This is a genomic window from Klebsiella sp. 28 (assembly GCF_018223905.1).
GTDB lineage: Bacteria > Pseudomonadota > Gammaproteobacteria > Enterobacterales > Enterobacteriaceae > Klebsiella > Klebsiella pneumoniae.
Genome location: NZ_JAGRQY010000076.1, coordinates 29,952 through 49,319 on the forward strand (window position 1 = coordinate 29,952; position 19,368 = coordinate 49,319).

General features: G+C 58.6%; 20 protein-coding genes. 15 read left to right on the top strand and 5 right to left on the bottom strand.

The genetic code is table 11. The annotated features are described in order from the left end of the window. Positions 1 to 174: 174 nt before the first annotated feature. The 11 genes from KHQ28_RS29610 to KHQ28_RS14070 all read left to right on the top strand — a co-directional run bounded on the left by KHQ28_RS29610 (position 175) and on the right by KHQ28_RS14070 (position 10,720). The gene (locus KHQ28_RS29610) at positions 175 to 423 is read left to right on the top strand and encodes a hypothetical protein (protein ID WP_049182382.1); all 249 of its coding nucleotides are present in this window, start codon (positions 175 to 177) and stop codon (positions 421 to 423) included. A gap of 150 nt (positions 424 to 573) precedes the next feature. Beyond that, positions 574 to 1,179, top strand: coding sequence for a type 1 fimbria switch DNA invertase FimB (gene fimB, locus KHQ28_RS14025; RefSeq protein WP_032418376.1), 606 nt, complete (start codon positions 574 to 576; stop codon positions 1,177 to 1,179). Positions 1,180 to 1,644: 465 nt separating this feature from the next. Beyond that, positions 1,645 to 2,253, top strand: a complete 609-nt coding sequence (fimE, locus tag KHQ28_RS14030) for a type 1 fimbria switch DNA invertase FimE (protein WP_032418375.1) — start codon at positions 1,645 to 1,647, stop codon at positions 2,251 to 2,253. A 480-nt stretch (positions 2,254 to 2,733) separates the two neighbouring features. Next, entirely contained in the window at positions 2,734 to 3,282 is a 549-nt protein-coding gene (gene fimA, locus KHQ28_RS14035) for a type 1 fimbrial major subunit FimA (RefSeq protein ID WP_002916190.1), read from the top strand. Positions 3,283 to 3,352: 70 nt separating this feature from the next. Beyond that, on the top strand, positions 3,353 to 3,889 hold the full coding sequence (locus KHQ28_RS14040; RefSeq protein ID WP_004174507.1) for a fimbrial protein: 537 nt from the start codon (positions 3,353 to 3,355) through the stop codon (positions 3,887 to 3,889). A 28-nt stretch (positions 3,890 to 3,917) separates the two neighbouring features. Further along, positions 3,918 to 4,643, top strand: coding sequence for a fimbria/pilus periplasmic chaperone (locus KHQ28_RS14045; protein WP_004889897.1), 726 nt, complete (start codon positions 3,918 to 3,920; stop codon positions 4,641 to 4,643). Positions 4,644 to 4,724: 81 nt separating this feature from the next. Continuing rightward, entirely contained in the window at positions 4,725 to 7,337 is a 2,613-nt protein-coding gene (locus KHQ28_RS14050) for a fimbrial biogenesis usher protein (RefSeq protein WP_032418374.1), read from the top strand. A gap of 10 nt (positions 7,338 to 7,347) precedes the next feature. Continuing rightward, a complete protein-coding gene (locus KHQ28_RS14055) occupies positions 7,348 to 7,875 on the top strand; it encodes a fimbrial protein (protein WP_032418373.1) in 528 nt (175 codons plus the stop codon). Between the two features lie 27 nt (positions 7,876 to 7,902). Further along, positions 7,903 to 8,388 (top strand): fimbrial protein, encoded by a 486-nt coding sequence (locus KHQ28_RS14060; protein ID WP_004229447.1) that lies wholly within the window; start codon positions 7,903 to 7,905, stop codon positions 8,386 to 8,388. Positions 8,389 to 8,405: 17 nt separating this feature from the next. Beyond that, positions 8,406 to 9,311, top strand: coding sequence for a fimbrial protein (locus KHQ28_RS14065; protein WP_004151788.1), 906 nt, complete (start codon positions 8,406 to 8,408; stop codon positions 9,309 to 9,311). Then, positions 9,308 to 10,720, top strand: a complete 1,413-nt coding sequence (locus KHQ28_RS14070; RefSeq protein WP_015958940.1) for an EAL domain-containing protein — start codon at positions 9,308 to 9,310, stop codon at positions 10,718 to 10,720. Before KHQ28_RS14065 ends, KHQ28_RS14070 begins: the two co-directional genes overlap by 4 nt. A 42-nt stretch (positions 10,721 to 10,762) precedes the next feature. On the opposite strand, the gene KHQ28_RS14075 is transcribed toward KHQ28_RS14070, so the two are convergent. Together KHQ28_RS14075 and yjdI are read right to left on the bottom strand one after the other, a co-directional pair. Then, on the bottom strand, positions 10,763 to 11,035 hold the full coding sequence (locus tag KHQ28_RS14075) for a GNAT family N-acetyltransferase (protein WP_002916201.1): 273 nt from the start codon (positions 11,033 to 11,035) through the stop codon (positions 10,763 to 10,765). Positions 11,036 to 11,046: 11 nt separating this feature from the next. Continuing rightward, positions 11,047 to 11,277 carry a 4Fe-4S mono-cluster protein YjdI gene (gene yjdI, locus KHQ28_RS14080; protein WP_002916202.1) on the bottom strand — a complete coding sequence of 77 codons (231 nt, stop codon included), beginning with the start codon at positions 11,275 to 11,277 and terminating at the stop codon, positions 11,047 to 11,049. Between the two features lie 205 nt (positions 11,278 to 11,482). Here yjdI and KHQ28_RS14085 point away from each other — a divergent pair, with 205 nt between their 5' ends. Genes KHQ28_RS14085 through KHQ28_RS14100 form a run of 4 tightly spaced genes read left to right on the top strand, consistent with a single transcriptional unit; the run spans position 11,483 to position 16,182 of the window. Continuing rightward, entirely contained in the window at positions 11,483 to 11,755 is a 273-nt protein-coding gene (locus KHQ28_RS14085; RefSeq protein ID WP_002916204.1) for a YtcA family lipoprotein, read from the top strand. 6 nt (positions 11,756 to 11,761) lie between these two features. Then, positions 11,762 to 12,787 carry a multidrug transporter subunit MdtN gene (mdtN, locus tag KHQ28_RS14090; protein WP_004181222.1) on the top strand — a complete coding sequence of 342 codons (1,026 nt, stop codon included), beginning with the start codon at positions 11,762 to 11,764 and terminating at the stop codon, positions 12,785 to 12,787. 12 nt (positions 12,788 to 12,799) lie between these two features. After that, entirely contained in the window at positions 12,800 to 14,737 is a 1,938-nt protein-coding gene (mdtO, locus tag KHQ28_RS14095) for a multidrug efflux transporter permease subunit MdtO (protein ID WP_032418372.1), read from the top strand. Continuing rightward, entirely contained in the window at positions 14,734 to 16,182 is a 1,449-nt protein-coding gene (locus tag KHQ28_RS14100) for an MdtP family multidrug efflux transporter outer membrane subunit (RefSeq protein ID WP_002916272.1), read from the top strand. The genes mdtO and KHQ28_RS14100 overlap by 4 nt, the downstream gene beginning before the upstream one ends. A 246-nt stretch (positions 16,183 to 16,428) precedes the next feature. Here the strand turns inward: KHQ28_RS14100 and KHQ28_RS14105 are convergent, their stop codons facing one another. The 3 genes from KHQ28_RS14105 to arsC all read right to left on the bottom strand — a co-directional run bounded on the left by KHQ28_RS14105 (position 16,429) and on the right by arsC (position 19,361). Further along, positions 16,429 to 16,728: a DUF1889 family protein gene (locus KHQ28_RS14105; protein ID WP_002916274.1), complete on the bottom strand. Its 300-nt coding sequence runs from the start codon at positions 16,726 to 16,728 to the stop codon at positions 16,429 to 16,431. A gap of 184 nt (positions 16,729 to 16,912) precedes the next feature. Then, a complete protein-coding gene (locus KHQ28_RS14110; RefSeq protein WP_002916277.1) occupies positions 16,913 to 18,466 on the bottom strand; it encodes a peptide MFS transporter in 1,554 nt (517 codons plus the stop codon). 472 nt (positions 18,467 to 18,938) lie between these two features. Beyond that, the gene (gene arsC, locus KHQ28_RS14115) at positions 18,939 to 19,361 is read right to left on the bottom strand and encodes a glutaredoxin-dependent arsenate reductase (protein ID WP_004181224.1); all 423 of its coding nucleotides are present in this window, start codon (positions 19,359 to 19,361) and stop codon (positions 18,939 to 18,941) included. Between the last annotated feature and the right edge of the window lie 7 nt (positions 19,362 to 19,368).

Consider the following 19,368-nt stretch of genomic DNA (forward strand, 5'->3'; position numbering starts at 1 on the left):
ATTCAACCGCATGTACCAGATTAAGCTTACCCGTTGAAATACGGCGTAATGTGCTCTATTACAGACAATGCTATTATCACCAGGCTTTTTGCAGTATGGTTTAATCACTGTTGTAGTTTTGCAGTGAATGCTATCCAGACGACTTAAGGTTGTATTTTGTCTGAGAAATTTCTCATGCCATTCCCGAAGGTTGTCGGCGAGGGAGGCTGGTTTACTGGGGTGACATTGCCCAGTAGACAGGCAATCAATCATGACGGCATTGATAGCCGCCTTGCCGTGGCCGGAAGCCCAAGCCTTCATCATCATGCGGGTGTCATCAAGAGGATCAGGGATGTACAGGACGTGGAAACCCCCAGGAAAGATTCATCAGTTCAGCCAGCTCACCCTTTCTTTACCCTTCAGATCGCGGCCTCTTATCGTTAGCAATGGAGCTAGCCCATGATACCGCTCGCGCTCGTAGCAAATTAAAACGTTATCACCACGCTGTTTCAAAATAAAAAGGCAGTCAAATTTAACAATGACCTGACGCAGGCTCGGAAAACCAAAAATATGCCTGCAATAAAAGGGAAAACCATGACGAATAACGCCGACATAAAAAAAAGGAACTTCCTGACTCAGAATGAAATTGAGTCTTTACTTAAAGCGGCCGATACCGGTCCTTATGCTGCACGTAATTATTGCCTGACGTTACTGTGCTTCATCCATGGTCTGCGCGCCAGCGAGATCTGTCGTCTACGAATATCGGATATCGACCTTGCTGCCCGATGTGTTTACATCCATCGGCTTAAAAAAGGGTTTTCGACTACCCACCCGTTGCTGGATAAAGAGATCTACGCCCTAAAGCGCTGGCTGGCCATTCGCAGCAGCTGGCCGCAGGCCGCCAGCGAATGGCTGTTTCTCTCCCGCAAAGGTAATCCCCTTTCCCGCCAACAGTTTTATCAGATTATCGCGTCCTCAGGGGGACTGGCGGGGCTGCCACTGGAGATCCACCCGCACATGCTGCGGCACTCCTGTGGCTTTGCGTTGGCGAATATGGGGATCGATACCCGCTTGATTCAGGATTATCTCGGGCATCGCAATATCCGCCACACCGTCTGGTATACCGCCAGCAATGCGGGACGCTTCTATGGCATCTGGGACAATCCCCGTGACAAACAGCGATCGTCGCCGATCCAATAGCCTTGACGCCACGGATGGCGTTGTATCGCGATCGGTCGACAAATTAAAATATTCATGATTATTAACCCTGCGTTAATTAGGATTACTGTTCCCACAAGTTCTTATTTAATCCTTATGACTGAGAGTTAATATAACCCTGCGTTTACTCAGGAATAAGACTGGGTATTTATTGGTGGGAAAAAATTTCCGCGGCTGTGTTTTTAATAACGGCTGGTAGTGGAAAATATCCTTTCATTTTATATACCTGGCGGCAACCCGCACAGATACTATTGAGCCGATGATTAAAATCTTTAAAATTAAGAATTATCACCCGACGATATTTTTAGTGTCTGGCAATGTAATATGTTATCAATTCGTGATTAATCATCTTCACCCTGTACCGTTTTAGCATTACAGAACCTATTTCGTCATGGCGTATGGTTTCGCTGTGACGGTCATTCATACCTATTTTCAGGAGCAACTATTGTGAACCGACGTCGTTTTCTAACCGCCAAAGAAGTTCAGGCCATGATGCAGGCTGCTCGTCAGGGCCCTACCGGCGAACGGGACTACTGCCTCATTCTGCTGGCCTTTCGCCATGGCATGCGCATTAGCGAACTGCTGGATCTGCATTATCACGATCTGGATCTCCATGAAGGGCGGGTTAATGTGCGGCGATTAAAGAATGGTTTTTCGACGATTCATCCACTGCGTTTTGATGAGCGCGAGGCGATTGAGCGCTGGAGCCTGGTCCGTGCCGGCTGGAAAGCGGCGGACAAAACGGACGCACTGTTTATCTCCCGCCGCGGCACCGCGCTCTCCCGCCAGCAGGCGTATCGTATTATTCGCTCCGCCGGGGAAAATGCGGGTACCGTCACGCACACTCACCCCCATATGCTGCGTCACGCCTGCGGCTATGAACTGGCTGAAAGAGGGACAGATACGCGTTTGATACAGGATTATCTAGGACATCGTAATATTCGTCACACAGTACGTTACACCGCCAGTAATGCGGCACGTTTCGCTGGCATCTGGGAAAGAAATAATCTTTTAGAGGAAAAAGACCAGAAGACGAAAAATGAAATAATAGATTGATTTTAAAGAATTAAAAAAATAACGAACAGGTCAATTGGGGCCAAACTGTTTATATCATAAAAATGTTTTGACATATTTTGCAACTCACTGCGCCATATTTCCGCAAAAAAAAATCATATCTCATTGATTATTATATATTTTTAAACCTGCAATTACTCACTTTTCTCTAACCATATCTCTGCTGCACCGGCGATCCGTCGCCAGCGCCATCGCTATTCCTTTCGCCCCCCCTTCCACCACACCAGATTATATTACCATAAAAACCAAATTTTGCAGAATTTAAAACCACAGAATACCAGGTTGACACAAAATACAGATCATTTATCCCAACGAGTCAAAATGGCCCCAATTGTCTCATCGGTTGGGCGAAAACTGTGCAGAGCCGGCAGCCGGACCACTCGGCTGAAATCTGAAATGCCTGGAAGGCACAACGGCTGCCAATCCGGTTCGTTATTTCGACATCGTTCAAAGGAAAACAGTATGAAAATCAAAACACTGGCAATGATTGTTGTGTCAGCCCTGTCACTGAGCTCCACGGCAGCTCTGGCCGATACCACCACGGTCAACGGCGGGACCGTGCATTTTAAAGGAGAAGTCGTTAATGCGGCCTGTGCGGTGGATGCCGGCTCTATCGATCAAACCGTTCAGTTAGGCCAGGTGCGTTCCGCGAAACTGGCCACGGCGGGGAGCACCAGTTCGGCCGTCGGTTTCAACATCCAGCTGGATGATTGCGACACTACGGTAGCCACCAAAGCGTCCGTCGCCTTCGCCGGTACGGCCATCGACAGCAGCAATACCACCGTTCTGGCCCTGCAAAACTCTGCCGCCGGCAGCGCAACCAACGTCGGCGTGCAGATCCTCGACAATACCGGTACGCCACTGGCACTGGACGGCGCCACCTTCAGTGCTGCGACCACGCTGAATGACGGCCCCAACATCATCCCGTTCCAGGCACGTTACTACGCGACCGGCGCAGCGACGGCTGGTATAGCGAACGCGGATGCCACGTTCAAAGTGCAGTACGAGTAAGACCCGAGTCAGGCAGGGAAGCTATTCGGGCCAGGAGGGCCCGCTCTCTATTTTCAACCGGAGTGAAACGATGCAGGGAATGAAATCTGGTCTGCTGCTGCTACTGCCTCCGCTGGCGCTGGCCGGTAATCATTGGAACGTCACGCTGCCGGGGGGCAGCATGCGTTTTCAGGGCCTGATAATGGCGAGCTCCTGCCGCGTCGAAGCCGGCGATCGGCAGATGACGGTCAATCTGGGGCAGATCAGCAGTAATCGATTTCATGCTGTCGGCGAAGACAGCAACCCAATCCCTTTCGCGATTCATTTACAGGATTGCAGTACGGCGGTCAGCCAGCATGTGGGTGTGACCTTTCACGGCGTGGCTGATGGAAAAAACCCCGACGTGCTGTCGGTGGGTGAAGGTCCGGGGATCGCCAGTGGGATCGGTATTGCGCTATTCGACAGCCAGGGCCAGCAGCTCCCGCTCAATCGTCCAGCGGATCGCTGGATATCACTCTACCGCGGACCGACGACGCTAAATTTCGTCGCCAAATATCGGGCGACCGGACGCCAGGTCACCGGCGGTGCAGCCAATGCCCAGGCCTGGTTCTCATTGACCTATCAGTAATTAATCCGCAGACAAACAGGACAACACGGTGAGCAGACAAGGAGATAATGTGAGAAAAACGGCAACGATGGCGCATGGCTTACTGGCAGGATGTGTGCTTTTCGCCGCCAGTATCTTTAGCGCCAGCGCGCAGGCGGGCGTTGCGCTTGGCGCGACCCGGGTTATCTACCCGGCGGGACAGAAGCAGGTCCAGCTCGCGGTGACCAATAATGATGAAAACAGTACCTGGCTTATTCAGTCATGGGTGGAAAATGCCGATGGTCAGCGAGACGGCCGGTTTGTCATCACTCCTCCGCTGTTTGCCATGCAGGGTAAAAAAGAGAACACCCTGCGCATTATCGACGCCACCAATAACCAGCTGCCGCAGGATCGGGAAAGTCTGTTCTGGATGAACGTGAAGGCGATCCCTTCGATGGATAAATCAAAGCTCAGCGACAATACCCTGCAGCTGGCGATTATCAGCCGCATCAAGCTCTACTACCGTCCGGGAAAACTGGCCCTGCCTCCGGATCAAGCGGCGGAAAAGCTGACCTTTAGCCGTAGCGGATCGTCGCTGACGCTGACGAACCCCACCCCCTATTACCTGACGGTGACCGAACTGAACGCCGGGACACGCATTCTGGAGAACGCCCTCGTACCGCCGATGGGCAAAACCAGCGTCAAGCTACCCGCGGATGCCGGGAACACCATCACCTATCGCACGATTAATGATTACGGCGCGCTGACGCCGAAAATGAATGGCGTGCTGCGCTAACCCAGAAGCGCCCCGCCGCGCGGGACACGCTGCGCATGACCAGAAGCAATGACAGCCGGGCAACGTCGGACCGGAGGGATAATGTCACATCGGAAATATGGACTGGATCATTTAGGTTGCCGAACTGCCCGGCGCTTGGTATCTCCGGCGCTGGCGCTGTGGCTCTGCTCACAGCCGTTTGCCGCGCGGGCGGACCTCTATTTTAACCCCCGCTTTTTAGCTGACGATCCGGCGGCGGTGGCTGACCTGTCGGGATTTGAAAAAGGCCAGGAGGTTCCGCCAGGCACCTATCGCGTCGATATTTATCTCAACAATGGTTTTATGACCACCCGGGACGTCACCTTCCAGGCCGATGCCCAGGGTCACGGTCTGTCCCCCTGCCTGACACGCGGCCAGCTGGCGAGCATGGGTGTGGATACCGGTCGGGTGCCGGGCATGGCGACGCTGGACAGCACGGCCTGCGTGCCGCTGACCACGCTTATCAGCGAAGCTACCACGCGCTTCGACGTCGGACAGCAGCGCCTGTACCTCACCGTCCCCCAGGCATTTATGGGTAACCAAGCGCGCGGCTATATTCCGCCGGAGCTGTGGGATAACGGTATCACCGCCGGGCTGATAAACTATAACTTCACGGGCAATAACGCCCATAACACCACAGGTGGCAGCAGCCGTTACGCCTATCTGAATCTACAGAGCGGCCTGAACATTGGCGCCTGGCGTCTGCGCGATAACAGCACCTGGAGCTACAGCAGCGGCGGTAGCACCTCATCCAACGAGAATCGCTGGCAGCACGTTAACAGCTGGCTTGAGCGGGACATTACGCCTCTGCGTTCGCGACTCACCCTAGGGGACAGCTACACCAACGGCGATGTCTTCGACGGGATCAACTTCCGCGGCGCCCAGCTGGCCTCCGACGACAATATGCTACCGGACAGCCAGAAAGGCTTTGCGCCGGTGATCCACGGGATCGCCCGCGGCACGGCGCAGGTGTCAATCAGGCAAAACGGCTACGAAATCTACCAGAGCACAGTGCCGCCGGGACCATTTACCATCGACGATCTCTACGCCGCGGGCAATGGCGGCGATCTGCAGGTCACGATCAAAGAAGCGGATGGCTCCCGCCAGGTCTTCAGCGTGCCCTGGTCAACGGTGCCGGTTCTCCAGCGTGAAGGCCATACCCGCTTCGCCCTCACCGCCGGGGAGTACCGCAGCGGCAACAGTCAGCAGGAAACGCCCGATTTTTTCCAGGGCACGGCCATGCATGGCCTGCCGGCAGGCTGGACGCTCTACGGCGGCACCCAGCTGGCAGACCGCTATCGCGCCTTTAACCTTGGGGTGGGGAAAAACATGGGCTATTTCGGCGCCCTGTCGCTGGATATCACTCAGGCCAACGCCACCCTGGCTGACGACAGCGAACATCAGGGGCAGTCGGTGCGTTTTCTCTATAACAAATCCCTGGATGAGACCGGCACCAACCTGCAGCTGGTGGGCTACCGCTACTCTACCCGCGGCTATTATAACTTTGCCGATACCACTTACCGCCGGATGAGCGGCTACAGTGTGGAAACCCAGGACGGCGTTATCCAGGTAAAACCGAAATTTACCGACTACTACAATCTGGCTTACAGCAAGCGCGGCAAGGTGCAGCTGAGCGTGACTCAGCAGTTGGGGCGCACCGCCACCCTCTATCTCAGCGGTAGCCACCAGACCTATTGGGGCACCGACGATGCCGATGAGCAGCTGCAGGCCGGCCTCAACGCCGCCGTGGACGATATCAACTGGTCGCTAAGCTACAGCCTGACAAAAAACGCCTGGCAGCAGGGGCGCGATCAAATGCTGGCGATCAATATCAATATCCCCTTCAGCCACTGGCTGCGTTCCGACAGCCGCTCGGTCTGGCGGCACGCCAGCGCCAGCTACAGCCTGTCGCACGATCTCAATGGCCGCATGACCAATCTGGCGGGCCTGTACGGCACCCTGCTGGAAGACAACAACCTCAGCTATAGCGTGCAGACCGGCTATGCCGCCGGCGGCAACGGCGACAACGGGAGCACAGGCTACACCGCCCTCAACTACCGCGGCGGCTACGGCAACGCCAACGTCGGCTACAGCCGCAGCGATGGCTTTAAACAGCTCTACTACGGGGTCAGCGGCGGCGTGCTGGCGCACGCCAACGGCATCACCCTGAGCCAACCGTTAAACGATACCGTGGTGCTGGTGAAAGCCCCCGGCGCCGGCGGCGTGAAAGTGGAAAACCAGACCGGGGTACGCACCGACTGGCGCGGGTATGCCGTCCTGCCTTATGCCACTGAGTATCGCGAAAACCGGATCGCGCTGGATACCAACACCCTGGCGGACAATGTCGACCTTGACGATGCGGTGGTCAGCGTGGTGCCCACCCATGGGGCGATTGTCCGCGCCAACTTTAACGCCCAGGTGGGGATGAAGATCCTGATGACGCTGACCCATCGCGGCAAACCGGTGCCGTTTGGCGCCCTCGCCACCGGCGACAGCAACCAGAGCGGCAGCATCGTCGCGGACAACGGCCAGGTCTACCTGAGCGGGATGGCGCTGGCGGGCAAAGTGCGGGTGAAATGGGGCGATGGCCCGGACGCTCAGTGCGTGGCCGATTACCGTCTGCCGCCGGAGAGCCAGCAGCAGGCGCTCAGTCAGCTTTCGGTCGCGTGCCGCTAAGGAGATCATGATGAGAACACTGCAGTATCTGCTGGGCGCCCTGTTCACCCTGGGCGCACCGGCTGCGCTTGCCGCCGATAGCACGATCGCCATCAGCGGCTATGTCCGCGATAACGCCTGCGCGGTAGCCGGCGAATCGAAGGATTTTACTGTCGATTTACAGGATAACGCCGCGAAGCAGTTTTATGCCGTTGGGGCGACGACGCCGCCGGTGCCGTTCCGCATCGTGCTGTCGCCCTGCGGCACTTCCGTCACCGCGGTGAAGGTCGGTTTTACCGGCGTGGCGGACAGCGTCAACACCAGCCTGTTAAAACTCGATGCCGGGGCCTCGGCGGCGGCAGGAATGGGGGTGGAAATTCTCGATCAGCAGCAGTCCCGGCTGCCGGTCAATGCGCCGTCATCCACCATGACCTGGACCACGCTGACCCCGGGCCAGACCAATATTCTCAACTTTTACGCCCGGCTGATGGCCACTCAGGTGCCCGTCACCGCCGGGCATGTCAATGCGACAGCGATATTCACCCTGGAATTTCAGTAAGCGGAGGCTGAAATGAAATGGACTCATGTGGGCTGGCTGCTGGCCGGCCTGTTAACCGCGAGCGCTTCCCTGCGGGCGGCCGACGTCACTCTCACCGTCAACGGCAAGGTGGTGGCCAGACCCTGCACGGTTTCCACCGTCAATGCCACCGTCGAGCTGGGCGATCTCTATACCTTTAGCCTGATCGGTGCGGGCTCGGCATCGGCCTGGCACAGCGTGGCGCTGGATCTGAGCAACTGCCCCGTGGGTACTTCACGGGTGAAAGCCACCTTCAGCGGAACGGCGGACAGCACCGGCTATTACAAAAACCAGGGAACGGCGGGCAATATTCAGCTCGAACTGCAGAACGAGGACGGCACCACGCTGAACAATGGCAGCAGCCAGTCGGTACAGGTGGATGAGGCCAGCCAGTCCGCTCGCTTCCCGCTGCAGGTCAGGGCGCTGTCCGTCAACGGCGGCGCCACGCAAGGCACCATTCAGGCGGTGATTAACGTCACCTATACCTACGCCTGAGCCAGGAGAGCATCATGATGAAAAAAATAATCCCCCTGTTCACCACCCTGCTGCTGCTGGGCTGGTCGATGAACGCCTGGTCCTTTGCCTGCAAAACGGCCACCGGGGCGACGATTCCCATCGGCGGCGGGTCAGCCAACGTCTACGTTAACCTGACCCCGGCGGTGAACGTTGGGCAAAACCTGGTGGTCGACCTCTCCACGCAGATTTTTTGCCATAACGACTATCCGGAAACGATCACCGACTACGTGACCCTGCAGCGCGGATCCGCCTATGGCGGTGTGCTGTCGAGTTTTTCAGGCACCGTGAAATATAACGGCACCTCTTACCCGTTCCCGACCACCACGGAAACCGCGCGGGTGATTTATGATTCACGGACCGATAAACCCTGGCCGGCCGTCCTGTATCTGACGCCGGTGAGCACTGCCGGTGGAGTGGCCATCACCGCAGGATCGTTAATCGCGGTGCTGATCCTGCATCAGACCAACAACTACAATAGCGACTCCTTCCAGTTCATCTGGAACATTTACGCCAACAACGACGTGGTGGTCCCCACCGGCGGCTGCGATGTCTCCGCCCGCGATGTCACCGTCACCCTCCCCGACTACCCGGGATCGATGGCCGTGCCGCTCACCGTCCACTGCGCGCAAAGCCAGCAGCTGGGGTATTACCTCTCCGGCACCACCGCGGACAGCGCCAACGCGATCTTCACCAATACCGCCTCCGCCTCGCCGGCGCAGGGGATAGGCGTTCAGCTGACGCGCAACGGCAGCGCCGTCCCGGCGAACAGCACGGTCTCGCTGGGCACCGTCGGCACCTCGCCGGTCAACCTCGGCCTGACGGCCACCTATGCCCGGACCACAGGCCAGGTTACCGCCGGCAACGTGCAGTCGATCATCGGCATCACCTTTGTCTATCAATGATGACCGATTATATCCTCTCGCCCTGCTCGCTGGCCGCCCGCGGGTTGAGCCAGCTGATGCTGAACGCCGCGAAGCGGCCCGTTGAGCTGCCGGTCGAGGGCGTGTCCCTGCGCGAGCTGGCTGCCGTGAAGCGGATCGTGGTGTATCTCCCTGACGATCCCCTGTGGATGCTCACCACGCTGCGCCAGGCGGCAAGGCTACTCGACGAGGCCTTGCCGCCGTTACCGATGTTGATTCTGAGCCGCAGCCCGGCCATCTGGCTGTGGCAAACGCTGCTCTATCAGGTGAGTCATCCGGATCGTCTGCGCAACGTCCATACTGCCCCCGCCGATCTGTCCTGCGCGGAGCTGGCCCATCGGCTGGAGAATGCGCCGCGGCTTGAGCGGCTTGCCAGCGAAGCCGCCCTGATCCACGGAAAACGGGTCGTCGGGTTGACCCACGCCGAGCTCAAGGTGATCCTCGCCCTGCTGCAAGGGCAGACGATAGGCGAGCAGGCCCAACGTCTCGGATTGAGCCAGAAAACGCTCTACACCCAGCGGCTGGCTGGGGTGAAAAAGCTGGTGGAATGTCATCCGCATCTGGCCCCCCGCTTTCCGCGCACGCTGCTGCCGCGCTCACCCGCAAACGCACTGACGGCGTTTGAACAGGAATGGGTACAAGCGATTCACGATCGCCAGGTCTTCCCGGTTTTTCAACCTATCGTCGATAGTCGCTCACAGCTACAGGGGGTGGAGATCCTGATCCGCTGGCGCCACCGCGGCCAGGTACTTCACCCCCAGACCTTTCTACCGCACTTCCGCGCCGACTACACCTGGCTGCTGCTTACGGCCTTTGTTCTGCAGGAGGCCGTGCAGAATATTAATGAGTATCCAGGCACCTTCTATTTTTCGGTCAACATACCCTCCTCACTCGCCGACAGTGACAGCCTGCTGCGGATGGTGGAAGCCGCTCGCCAGCAGCTTCGGCAGCCAGAGGGCGTGGCAAGGCTGGTGCTGGAATATGCTGAAACTATCGATTTTCGCCATCAGAGCCGCTCCGCCGCCCACGTGGCGCAGCTGCAACGTGCTGGCGTGCGCGTGATGCTGGACGACTGCTTTTCTCAGGGGAGCGTTATCTTTCCGGCGCGTCGACTGCACTTCAATGCGTATAAACTGGATATGAGCATCGTCAACGACGCCCAGCACGATCCAAAGGCGCTTGCGCTAATAAAAAGCCTGGCCTACTACTGCCAGTTAAGCGACAGTCGCTGTGTGGCGGAAGGGGTGGATTCACTGGCGAAATTTACGCAGTTAAAATCGCTGGGGATTGATCGCTTCCAGGGCTATCTGTTTTCACCACCGATGCGGCGCGAACATCTCCCGGATCTGATCCGCCGCTTTTCCCACCAGCGCGATCCGGCGGATCGTTGAGGGCGCGAGAAAAGCGCACCGGTTAGCACCGGTGCCGGTACGTCATGCGCGAATATCGTCGTATTCGCGGGTGTTATCGAATTCATGTTTGGCAAACGGGCAGAGAGGGATAATCTTCCGCTGCTCCTGGCGCATTTTTTCCACTACCTTCGCCACCAGCTGTTTCCCCACGCCCTGGCCTTTCAGGCTGGGATCAACATCGGTATGTTCGATAATGCTGAGGTGTTCGCCGGTGGGAACAAAAACAATCTCCGCCACCTGGTTTCCCTGCGCGTCGTTAACATAAAATTTGTTATGCCCTTCCAGTATTTCCATCTTCTCCTCGCTTATTTATGACGATATTGCAGAGCGCCGCTCGGGCAGGTATCAATCACGTTTACCACCGTCGCGACATCCACTTCATCCGGGATAATCCACGGCTTACGCTTCAGGTTGAAGAGCTTCGCGCTGCCGCGCACGCAGTTCCCGGAATGCTGACAGATCGCCGTATTAAAGTAGACGTCGATTTTCTCCCCGGTGTAGGCCCGGTAGCCGGCTTCCAGTAATTCCTTATCCATGACATTGCCTCGGTCGTTTTTATCTTTCAGGCTAAGCATAGCCCTCGCCGTGGCGGCTGACTATGCGCAAGCGCGGGAATTGACGCCTCACATCATGCTCTCCCATCGCGCAAGGATCCCGCAGTCAACGATCGGTTGACTTTCATTCCCGCAACGAGGCGATTACACTCATGACACACTGGTATGATCACTCAGGGATGTTCCATTGAATCATATTGCCACCATCGCCCGCCCGGCGCGGTTACTGCTCGTCTTGCCGCTTTCCGGCTGCTCACTTTCGCCAGAGATCCCGGTATTGGGCGCTGCTTTTCCCGGCTGGTTTTTCTGCTTACTGGGCGGTGCGTTTTTACTGATCCCCTGCCATATCCTGATTACCCGTAAAGGCTGGCAGCCGCGCTTTTCTCCCCTGGTCTTCAGCTACGTCGCGCTGATGTTCCTGTTCGCCACGTTGCTGTGGTTTCTGTTTTTTGTTCACTGATCGCTTATGACAACTTCCCGCACTCCCCTGTTACGCAAAAAGTGGCCTCTGCTGGCGCTGGTCCTTGCCGCCATCCTGGCGCTGATCCTCGTTATCTGGCAGTTGCAAACCTCGCCGGAGACCAATGACGCCTATGTCTATGCCGATACCATCGATGTAGTGCCCGAGGTCAGCGGACGCATCGTGGAGATGCCCATTCGCGATAACCAGCGGGTGAAAAAAGGCGATCTGTTGTTCCGCATCGACCCCCGCCCCTATCAGGCAATGCTCGATGACGCGAAAGCCCGGCTGACGACCCTCGACGCGCAGATCATGCTGACCCAGCGCACCATCAAAGCGCAGGAGTATAACGCCCAGTCGGTGGCGGCCGCCGTCGAGCGCGCCAGAGCGCTGGTTAAGCAGACCACCTCCACGCGTATCCGCCTTGAGCCGCTGGTGCCGCAGGGGTTCGCTTCCCAGGAAGATCTCGATCAGGCGCGCACCGCTGAGAAAGCGGCGCGGGCGGAGCTGGAGGCCACGCTGCTGCAGGCCAAACAGGCCTCGGCGGCCGTGACTGGCGTGGATGCCATGGTGGCGCAACGCGCCGGGGTCCTGGCGCAAATCGCCCTCGCTGAACTGCATCTGGAATTTACCGAAGTGCGCGCGCCGTTCAACGGCGTGGTGGTGGCGCTGAAAACCACCGTCGGCCAGTACGCCTCGGCGCTGAAACCGGTCTTCACCCTGCTGGATGACGACCGCTGGTATGTGATCGCGAACTTCCGCGAAACCGACCTGAACAACGTGCGCCCCGGCGTGGCGGCGCGGATCACCGTGATGACCAACCACAACCGGACCTTTAACGGGGTGGTGGATTCGGTCGGCTCCGGGGTCCTGCCCGAAGGTGGGAGCGTCATCGAAGGGCTGCCGCTGATCCAGAAAAGCATTAACTGGGTCCACGTCTCGCAGCGCTTCCCGGTGAAAATCGCCGTCAGCGATCCCGACCCGGAACTGTTCCGCATGGGCGCCTCGGCCAGCGCCGTGCTGCAGCCGTAGCCGGGCGACGCTATGTTTCCTCTCGCCCATTTTTTACGCCAGGAACTGCGCGACGCGCCGGGACGCGCCAGCTACACGCTGCGCCTGACGCTAAGCTGCGCGGTGCTCATCACCCTGTTTATGACCCTGCAGATCCCTTTCCTGGCCGTTGCGCTGATCGTCGTATTCTACGTCAGCCAGCCTAACGTGTTGATGATTAAGCTGGTCAGCGTGGTCTTTTTTGTCACCGTCACCGTGGCGCTCGGCGGCGTGCTGCTGATCATCAAGTGGACCTATGACTACCCGCTGATCCGCCTGGCGGCTTCCGTGGCGCTCTTTTTCTGCGCCCTCTATCTGATGCGGGTGCTGGGCAAGCTGGGACTGGCCTTTTTCGTGGTGGCGCTGGCGGTGATTTACGCTCAGACCTTCCCGTCGATGACCAGCCAGAGCGAGATCCTGGTGCGGCTGCTGCTTTGGCTGTGGGTGGCGATTAACACCGCGATCCTCGTCACCCTGCTGGTCAACGCCTGCTTTCAGCAGGCCTTTCCCGGCAACCAGTTTAAGGCGCGTCTGGCCGGGATGCTGCACGAGGTCGCCCGGCGGCTGGCGGCCCCGGACGCTGAAGCGCTACCGACCTTCGGCGAGACCGCCGCGCAGTTCAATCAGCTGCAGTCGCTGTTCGCCCAGGCCAGCCGGGCGACACCGGAGATCGCCGCCGCTCCCCAGGCCTGGCGCTCGCGGCTGGCCGCCACTTTGCGCTGCTACCAGCTGGCGACCCTGCTGCAAGCAGACGAGGCGGATAGTGACGATCGCCAGCAGCTGTCGCAGGCGGTACTTCAGCTGAAGAACGCCCTTAGCGAGGGGCCGTTTGACGGCGCCATTCCTCCCCTGACGCTCAGCGGTTGCGGCGTCAATCGCGCTGTTCTGCAGGAGATGGCTACCACTCTGCAGCGGTTGGCGCAGGGCGAGCCGGTTGCCCTGCCGCAGGGTGAGGTGGAGAAGGCGCCCCTGCTGGCGCCGGACGCCTGGCGCAACCCGGCATATCTCCATTTTGCGCTCAAGACCCTGCTGGCGACCCTAATCTGCTATGTCTTCTATACCGCTGCCGACTGGCAGGGTCTACATACCATTATGCTGAGCTGCGTGATCGTCGCCCAGCCCGGGCTGGGCGCCACGATGCAAAAGACATGGCTGCGCATCGCCGGGGCGCTGCTCGCCTCCCTGCTGGCGCTGCTGTTAATCGTCTTTGTCCAGCCCTGGACCGATTCGCTGACGGGCCTGCTGGCGATGTCCCTGCCGGTGCTGGCGCTGGCGGCGTGGATTGCCGCCGGCTCGGAGCGTATCGCCTACGCCGGGATCCAGATTGGTTTCACCTTTGCGCTGGCCTTTCTCAGCTGGTTTGCTCCGCTGACGAACCTCACCGAGCTCCGGGATCGGGTGCTGGGCATCCTGCTCGGGGTGCTGGTCTCCTCCATTGTTCATTTGTATCTCTGGCCGGACAGCGAAGCGCCGCAGCTGAAAACCCGCCTTGCGGCACTCTATCGCCGGCTGGCGGACTGCCTCGCCGCCCCGAAGGAGGCGGTTCCGCTGGCTCCCCTGCTTGTCGCCTTCACCGACAGCGAAGCGCTGATCCACCGGGTTCGCGCCGAACCGCTGGGCACGTATGCTCACCCCTGGCCCCAGGCGAAAGGCTGGCCGATGCGCGCCACCCTCGCCCAGGCCGAGGAGATCGCCCGCCTCAGCGAAGGCTACCGACTCAACGCCGCGCCGGGAGACCCGACCCTGACCCGCTGCGCCGAACAGCTGCGGCGCTACGCTGAACGTATCGAACAGGAGGCGACGGCGCCTGGCGAACAGCTGACCGCCGACCTGACTAACCCCTTTGGCCCGGCGCTGGCCGCCGCGCTGGCCGCCCTGCCCGACTGGGGGCCGACACCGATAGCGACTGAGCAACAGGCTAAAACGTCATGATGATCCTTCCTTTCTCCGCGCGCCTGCGCGGCACTCTTTTTACCCTGACGCTGACGCTGCTCAGCGGCTGCGCGCTGATCCAGGATGAGCCTGCCCAGGTCGCCATCGTCAATCCGCAGCAGGCCCAGCTGGCGCAGGTGATCCACCTGGCGAACAGCGACTGGCCGGCCGCCCGCTGGTGGGAGGCCTATGATGATCCTCAGCTCAATATGCTGATCAACCGGGCGCTGCAGAACTCGCCGACCATGCAGGCCGCCCGGCTGCGCATCTCCCAGTCGCAGTCCACGGTGGAACTCGCCCGGTCGGCGATGGGCCTGCAGGCTACCGCCGTCGCGGCGCAAAACCGCCTGCGGATCACCGACAAATCCTTTAGCTGGCCCTACTCATACTCCCTGCCGGTGGATAAAAACGGCCCCTGGTATACGCTGAATACCGTTGGCGTCGGGGCGCAGCTGAATATCGATCTCTGGGGGGCCGATCGCGCACGGGTCGCCGCCGCTATTGGCGAGAAAAACGCCCGGCTGGCGGAGACCGCCGGCATTGAGCTCGACATCGCCAGCAGCGTGGCGCAGCTCTATTTCGCCATGCAGGCGACGTTCCAGAAAATCGCGCTGCTGCAGGAGCTGGAGGGCATTGCCCGATTCTCGGTGGAAGCCCACGAGCACCGGACCCGGCGCGGCCTGGAAGACAGTGTGGATGTGGCCAACGCCCAGGCCGAACAGCTCGCCGCTCGCCAGCAGATCATTAGCGCCGAGGGGATGCTGACCCAGTATCGTGAAACCCTGCGGGCGCTTATCGGCGCCGATGCGCAGAGCATGCCGGCCATCCATCCGGTGGCGCTGCCGGCGCTCCAGGAGACGCTGCCGCCGTCGCTCTCTTTCGAGCTGCTGGCCCGCCGTCCGGACCTGCAGGCGCTGCGCGGCTACGTCACCGCCTCCCTGAGCCAGGTCGATGCGGCGAAAGCGGCCTTCTATCCCCATTTTGATATCAAAGCGTTCTGGGGCTATAACGCTCTGAGCGTCGGGGATCTGTTTAAGTCCTCTTTCCAGCAGATCAACCTGCTGCCCGGGCTGTATCTGCCGATCTTCGACGGCGGTCGTCTGAACGCTAATCTGCAGTCGGTACGCACCGCCAGCAACATCCTGATCAAACAGTACAACCAGGCGGTGCTGGATGCGGTTCGCGATGTCGCTATCAGCTCCAGCCAGCTTAACGACCTGAATCAGCAGCGCGCGCTGCAGCAGCTAAAAGTCACCGCGGCGCAGACCACCACCGATAGCGCTCGCGCCCATTATCAGCGCGGCCTCCTCAGCCGCTACGCCGCCGAAGAAGCCCGCCGGGCGGTCCTCGCCCAGCAGCTGTTGCTGCTGGACATTGAGGCCCAGCGGCTAAGCACCGACATTACCCTGATCAAAGCCCTGGGCGGCGGCTATCGAGGGCAGTAACAAAAATGCCTTCCCAATAGGGGAAGGCAATCAGACTGCAGACAAAGTGCAATATTCAGCGCTTGCGCGGGCCTACAGCTAACTGCATAACTGTTTGATATTGCATTTTTTTGTAGGCCGGGTAAGGCGAAAGCCGCCACCCGGCAGTAAGGCGGGCACAATAACGAAACGGGTTTGTCATCCGCCAAAATGCCTTCCCAATAGGGGAAGGCATTAAGCTGAAGGGGCGGGGTGGATGCGCGGCGATTACACCAGGGCGCGCAGCTCTTCCCGCATATAGGTGGAAAAGAATTCCGGATGCTTAATCACCAGCCGTTCGCCGGCGGCGACCCGTTCAGCCCACTCCGCCACTTTGTCGGTAAACCCAGCGCTCCAGCCCTGCTGTTGGCCGCGCGCAGCGACGTCGGCCGGGGTGGCTGGTACGCCCAGTTCTTTTAAATATTTGAGAATTCCCTTCGCGGTACTTTCATCCATAGACTGTGGTACTGGCTCAGACGTATTCATACCACCGATGAAATCCAATGCTTTATCAATGACTGCTGGCATAGGTGTGTCCTTATATTAACCACATAGTAAACCTGACTACACTATGGACCGGAAAGCGACGTGATTTCAAAGAACACGCTCACGTTATGGGACATCGCGCATTGTGAAAAGGGGATTTTGTTCTGCTGGGGCGGGGATTGGACAAAAAACAAGCCGGCCCCACCGGGCCGGCCTGAGGCTTGCGTCAGGCGTTGCTGAGGGATTTTTGCGCGGCGCTGGACCGACTGTTCTCCAGCATCCGGCGGACCGGGACAATCAGCACGGCCAGCACGGCGGCGCAGATCAGCAATGCGATGGAGCAGCGGGCGAAGAGGTCCGGCAGCAGCGACAGCTGATCGGCCTTCACATGACCGCCGATCAGGCCCGCCGCCAGGTTACCCAGCGCGCTGGCGCAGAACCACAGCCCCATCATCTGGCCGCGCATTCTCTCCGGCGCCAGCAGAGTCATGGTCGCCAGCCCAATCGGGCTGAGGCACAGTTCACCGAGCGTCAGCATCAGGATGCTGCCCACCAGCCACAGCGGCGACACACCGGCCCCGCCGTTGCTCAGAACGTTCTGCGCCGCCAGCATCATCAGGCCAAAGCCCGCCGCTGCGCACAGGATGCCAATCACGAATTTGGTCATACTGCCCGGACGAACGTTTTTACGCGCCAGCGCAGGCCACGCCCAGCTGAATACCGGCGCGAGGAGAATGATAAACAAGGCGTTAATCGACTGGAACCAGACCGCGGGGATCTCAAAATCGCCGATCATCCGGTTGGTATAGTCGTTAGCAAACAGGTTGAAGGAGGTCGGTTTCTGTTCAAACGCGGACCAGAAAAAGGCCGCCGAGACCAGCAAAATAAAGCACACCAGCAGGCGCGCCCGCTCTTTACGGTTGAGTCCGGCGAAGACGAACAGCCAGATGAAATAGAGCGCCACGGAGGCGGCAATCACATAGACCAGCACGCTGGCCACCGCTACCGGGTTAATCACGATCGTGCCCAGGCTGATAAGCGTGACCAGCACCGCCACTCCCAGCGCCAGCGCCAGCAGCCACGCTCCAACGCCATTCTTTTTCGCCACCGGGCTGTTCCAGGTGGAATCGAGGCCAACCTCCGCGTCATAGCGCTTCATCGACGGTACGGCAAAGACACGGAAAATGATCAGCGCCACCAGCATCCCGATCCCTCCGATGCCGAAGCCCCAGTGCCAGCCATGCGATTTGATAAGCCAGCCAGAGATCAATGGCGCGATAAACGAGCCGATGTTGATCCCCATGTAGAACAGCGAAAAACCACCGTCGCGGCGCGCGTCGCCCTTTTTATACAGGGTGCCGACCATCACCGAGATACAGGTTTTAAACAACCCGGAACCCAGGACGATAAACATCAGACCGATAAAGAACAGATCGTTGCCCAGCCATGCTGACAGAGCGATCGACAGGTGCCCCAGGGCGATCAGGATAGAGCCGTACCAGACGGCGCGTTGTTGGCCAAGCCAGTTATCCGCCAGCCAGCCGCCCGGCAGCGCGGCCAGATACATACTGCCGGCAAAAATCCCAACGATCGCCGAGGCGTTCTCTCGCGCCAGGCCCATGCCGCCGTCGTACACTGTCGCCGCCATAAACAGGATCAGTAAAGGACGGATGCCGTAAAACGAGAAGCGCTCCCACATTTCAGTGAAGAACAGCGAGCCCAGCGGATAAGGATGGCCGAAAAAGGTACGGCTTTCGTTTTTATTAACAGAGGAATGCATAAATTCTCCAGGTAAGGTGCGCCGCAGCGCAAGTTAACCGTATAAAGCAGGCTGACGATTTATAATTTGTTTGTATTAACATCAAACACGAGCATTTTTAACCATTTGATAACCACGCAATGGTTTTGTCCAGCCCCTTACCTTCCCTTTTTAGATGAAAAGTCGACAAACATCTAGTTTTACAGATTTAATGTTCGCAATAATGCAAACGACGTTGACTTTATATCATTACGCACAAAACGATATTTTACCCATTAAAAACAAACAGTTAATAATTTATCGAGAGACATAAACCACCGGCGCAGAGGCGGTGTATAACGGCAGGAAAAGTAAGGGAAACAGACTGGATAGTGGAGAAATAGCGCTAAGCGAGAATATTGTCAGCAATCCAGGCGCTACATACCTGGAGAGCCTACCATACAGCAGGTTTAACACGGCATGCCGGCTGCTACAGCCGGCGCCATTCTGCGCGCTATTTCACACGCTGCCCTGCGGCATCAATGACTGGCTCACCGTCCTCCTTCACGAATGCGCCTTGTTGCGGCGCCGTCAGGATCTCCAGCACCACCTCTGACGGGCGGCAGAGTCGGGTGCCCTGCGGTGTCGTTACGATCGGACGGTTAATCAGGATCGGATGCTGAAGCATAAAGTCGATTATCTGGTCGTCAGTAAACCGGTCTTCCGCCAGGCCCAGCGCGTCGTAGGGTTCGACGTTTTTCCGCAGCAGCGCGCGCACCGGGATCCCCATCGCGGCGAGCAGCTGGCGCAGCTCATCACCCGACGGCGGCGTCTCCAGATAATAGATAATGGTGGGCTCGGCGCCGCTGTTACGGATCAGCGCCAGCGTATTACGCGAGGTGCCGCAGTCAGGGTTATGGTAAATGGTGATGCTCATAGTACGT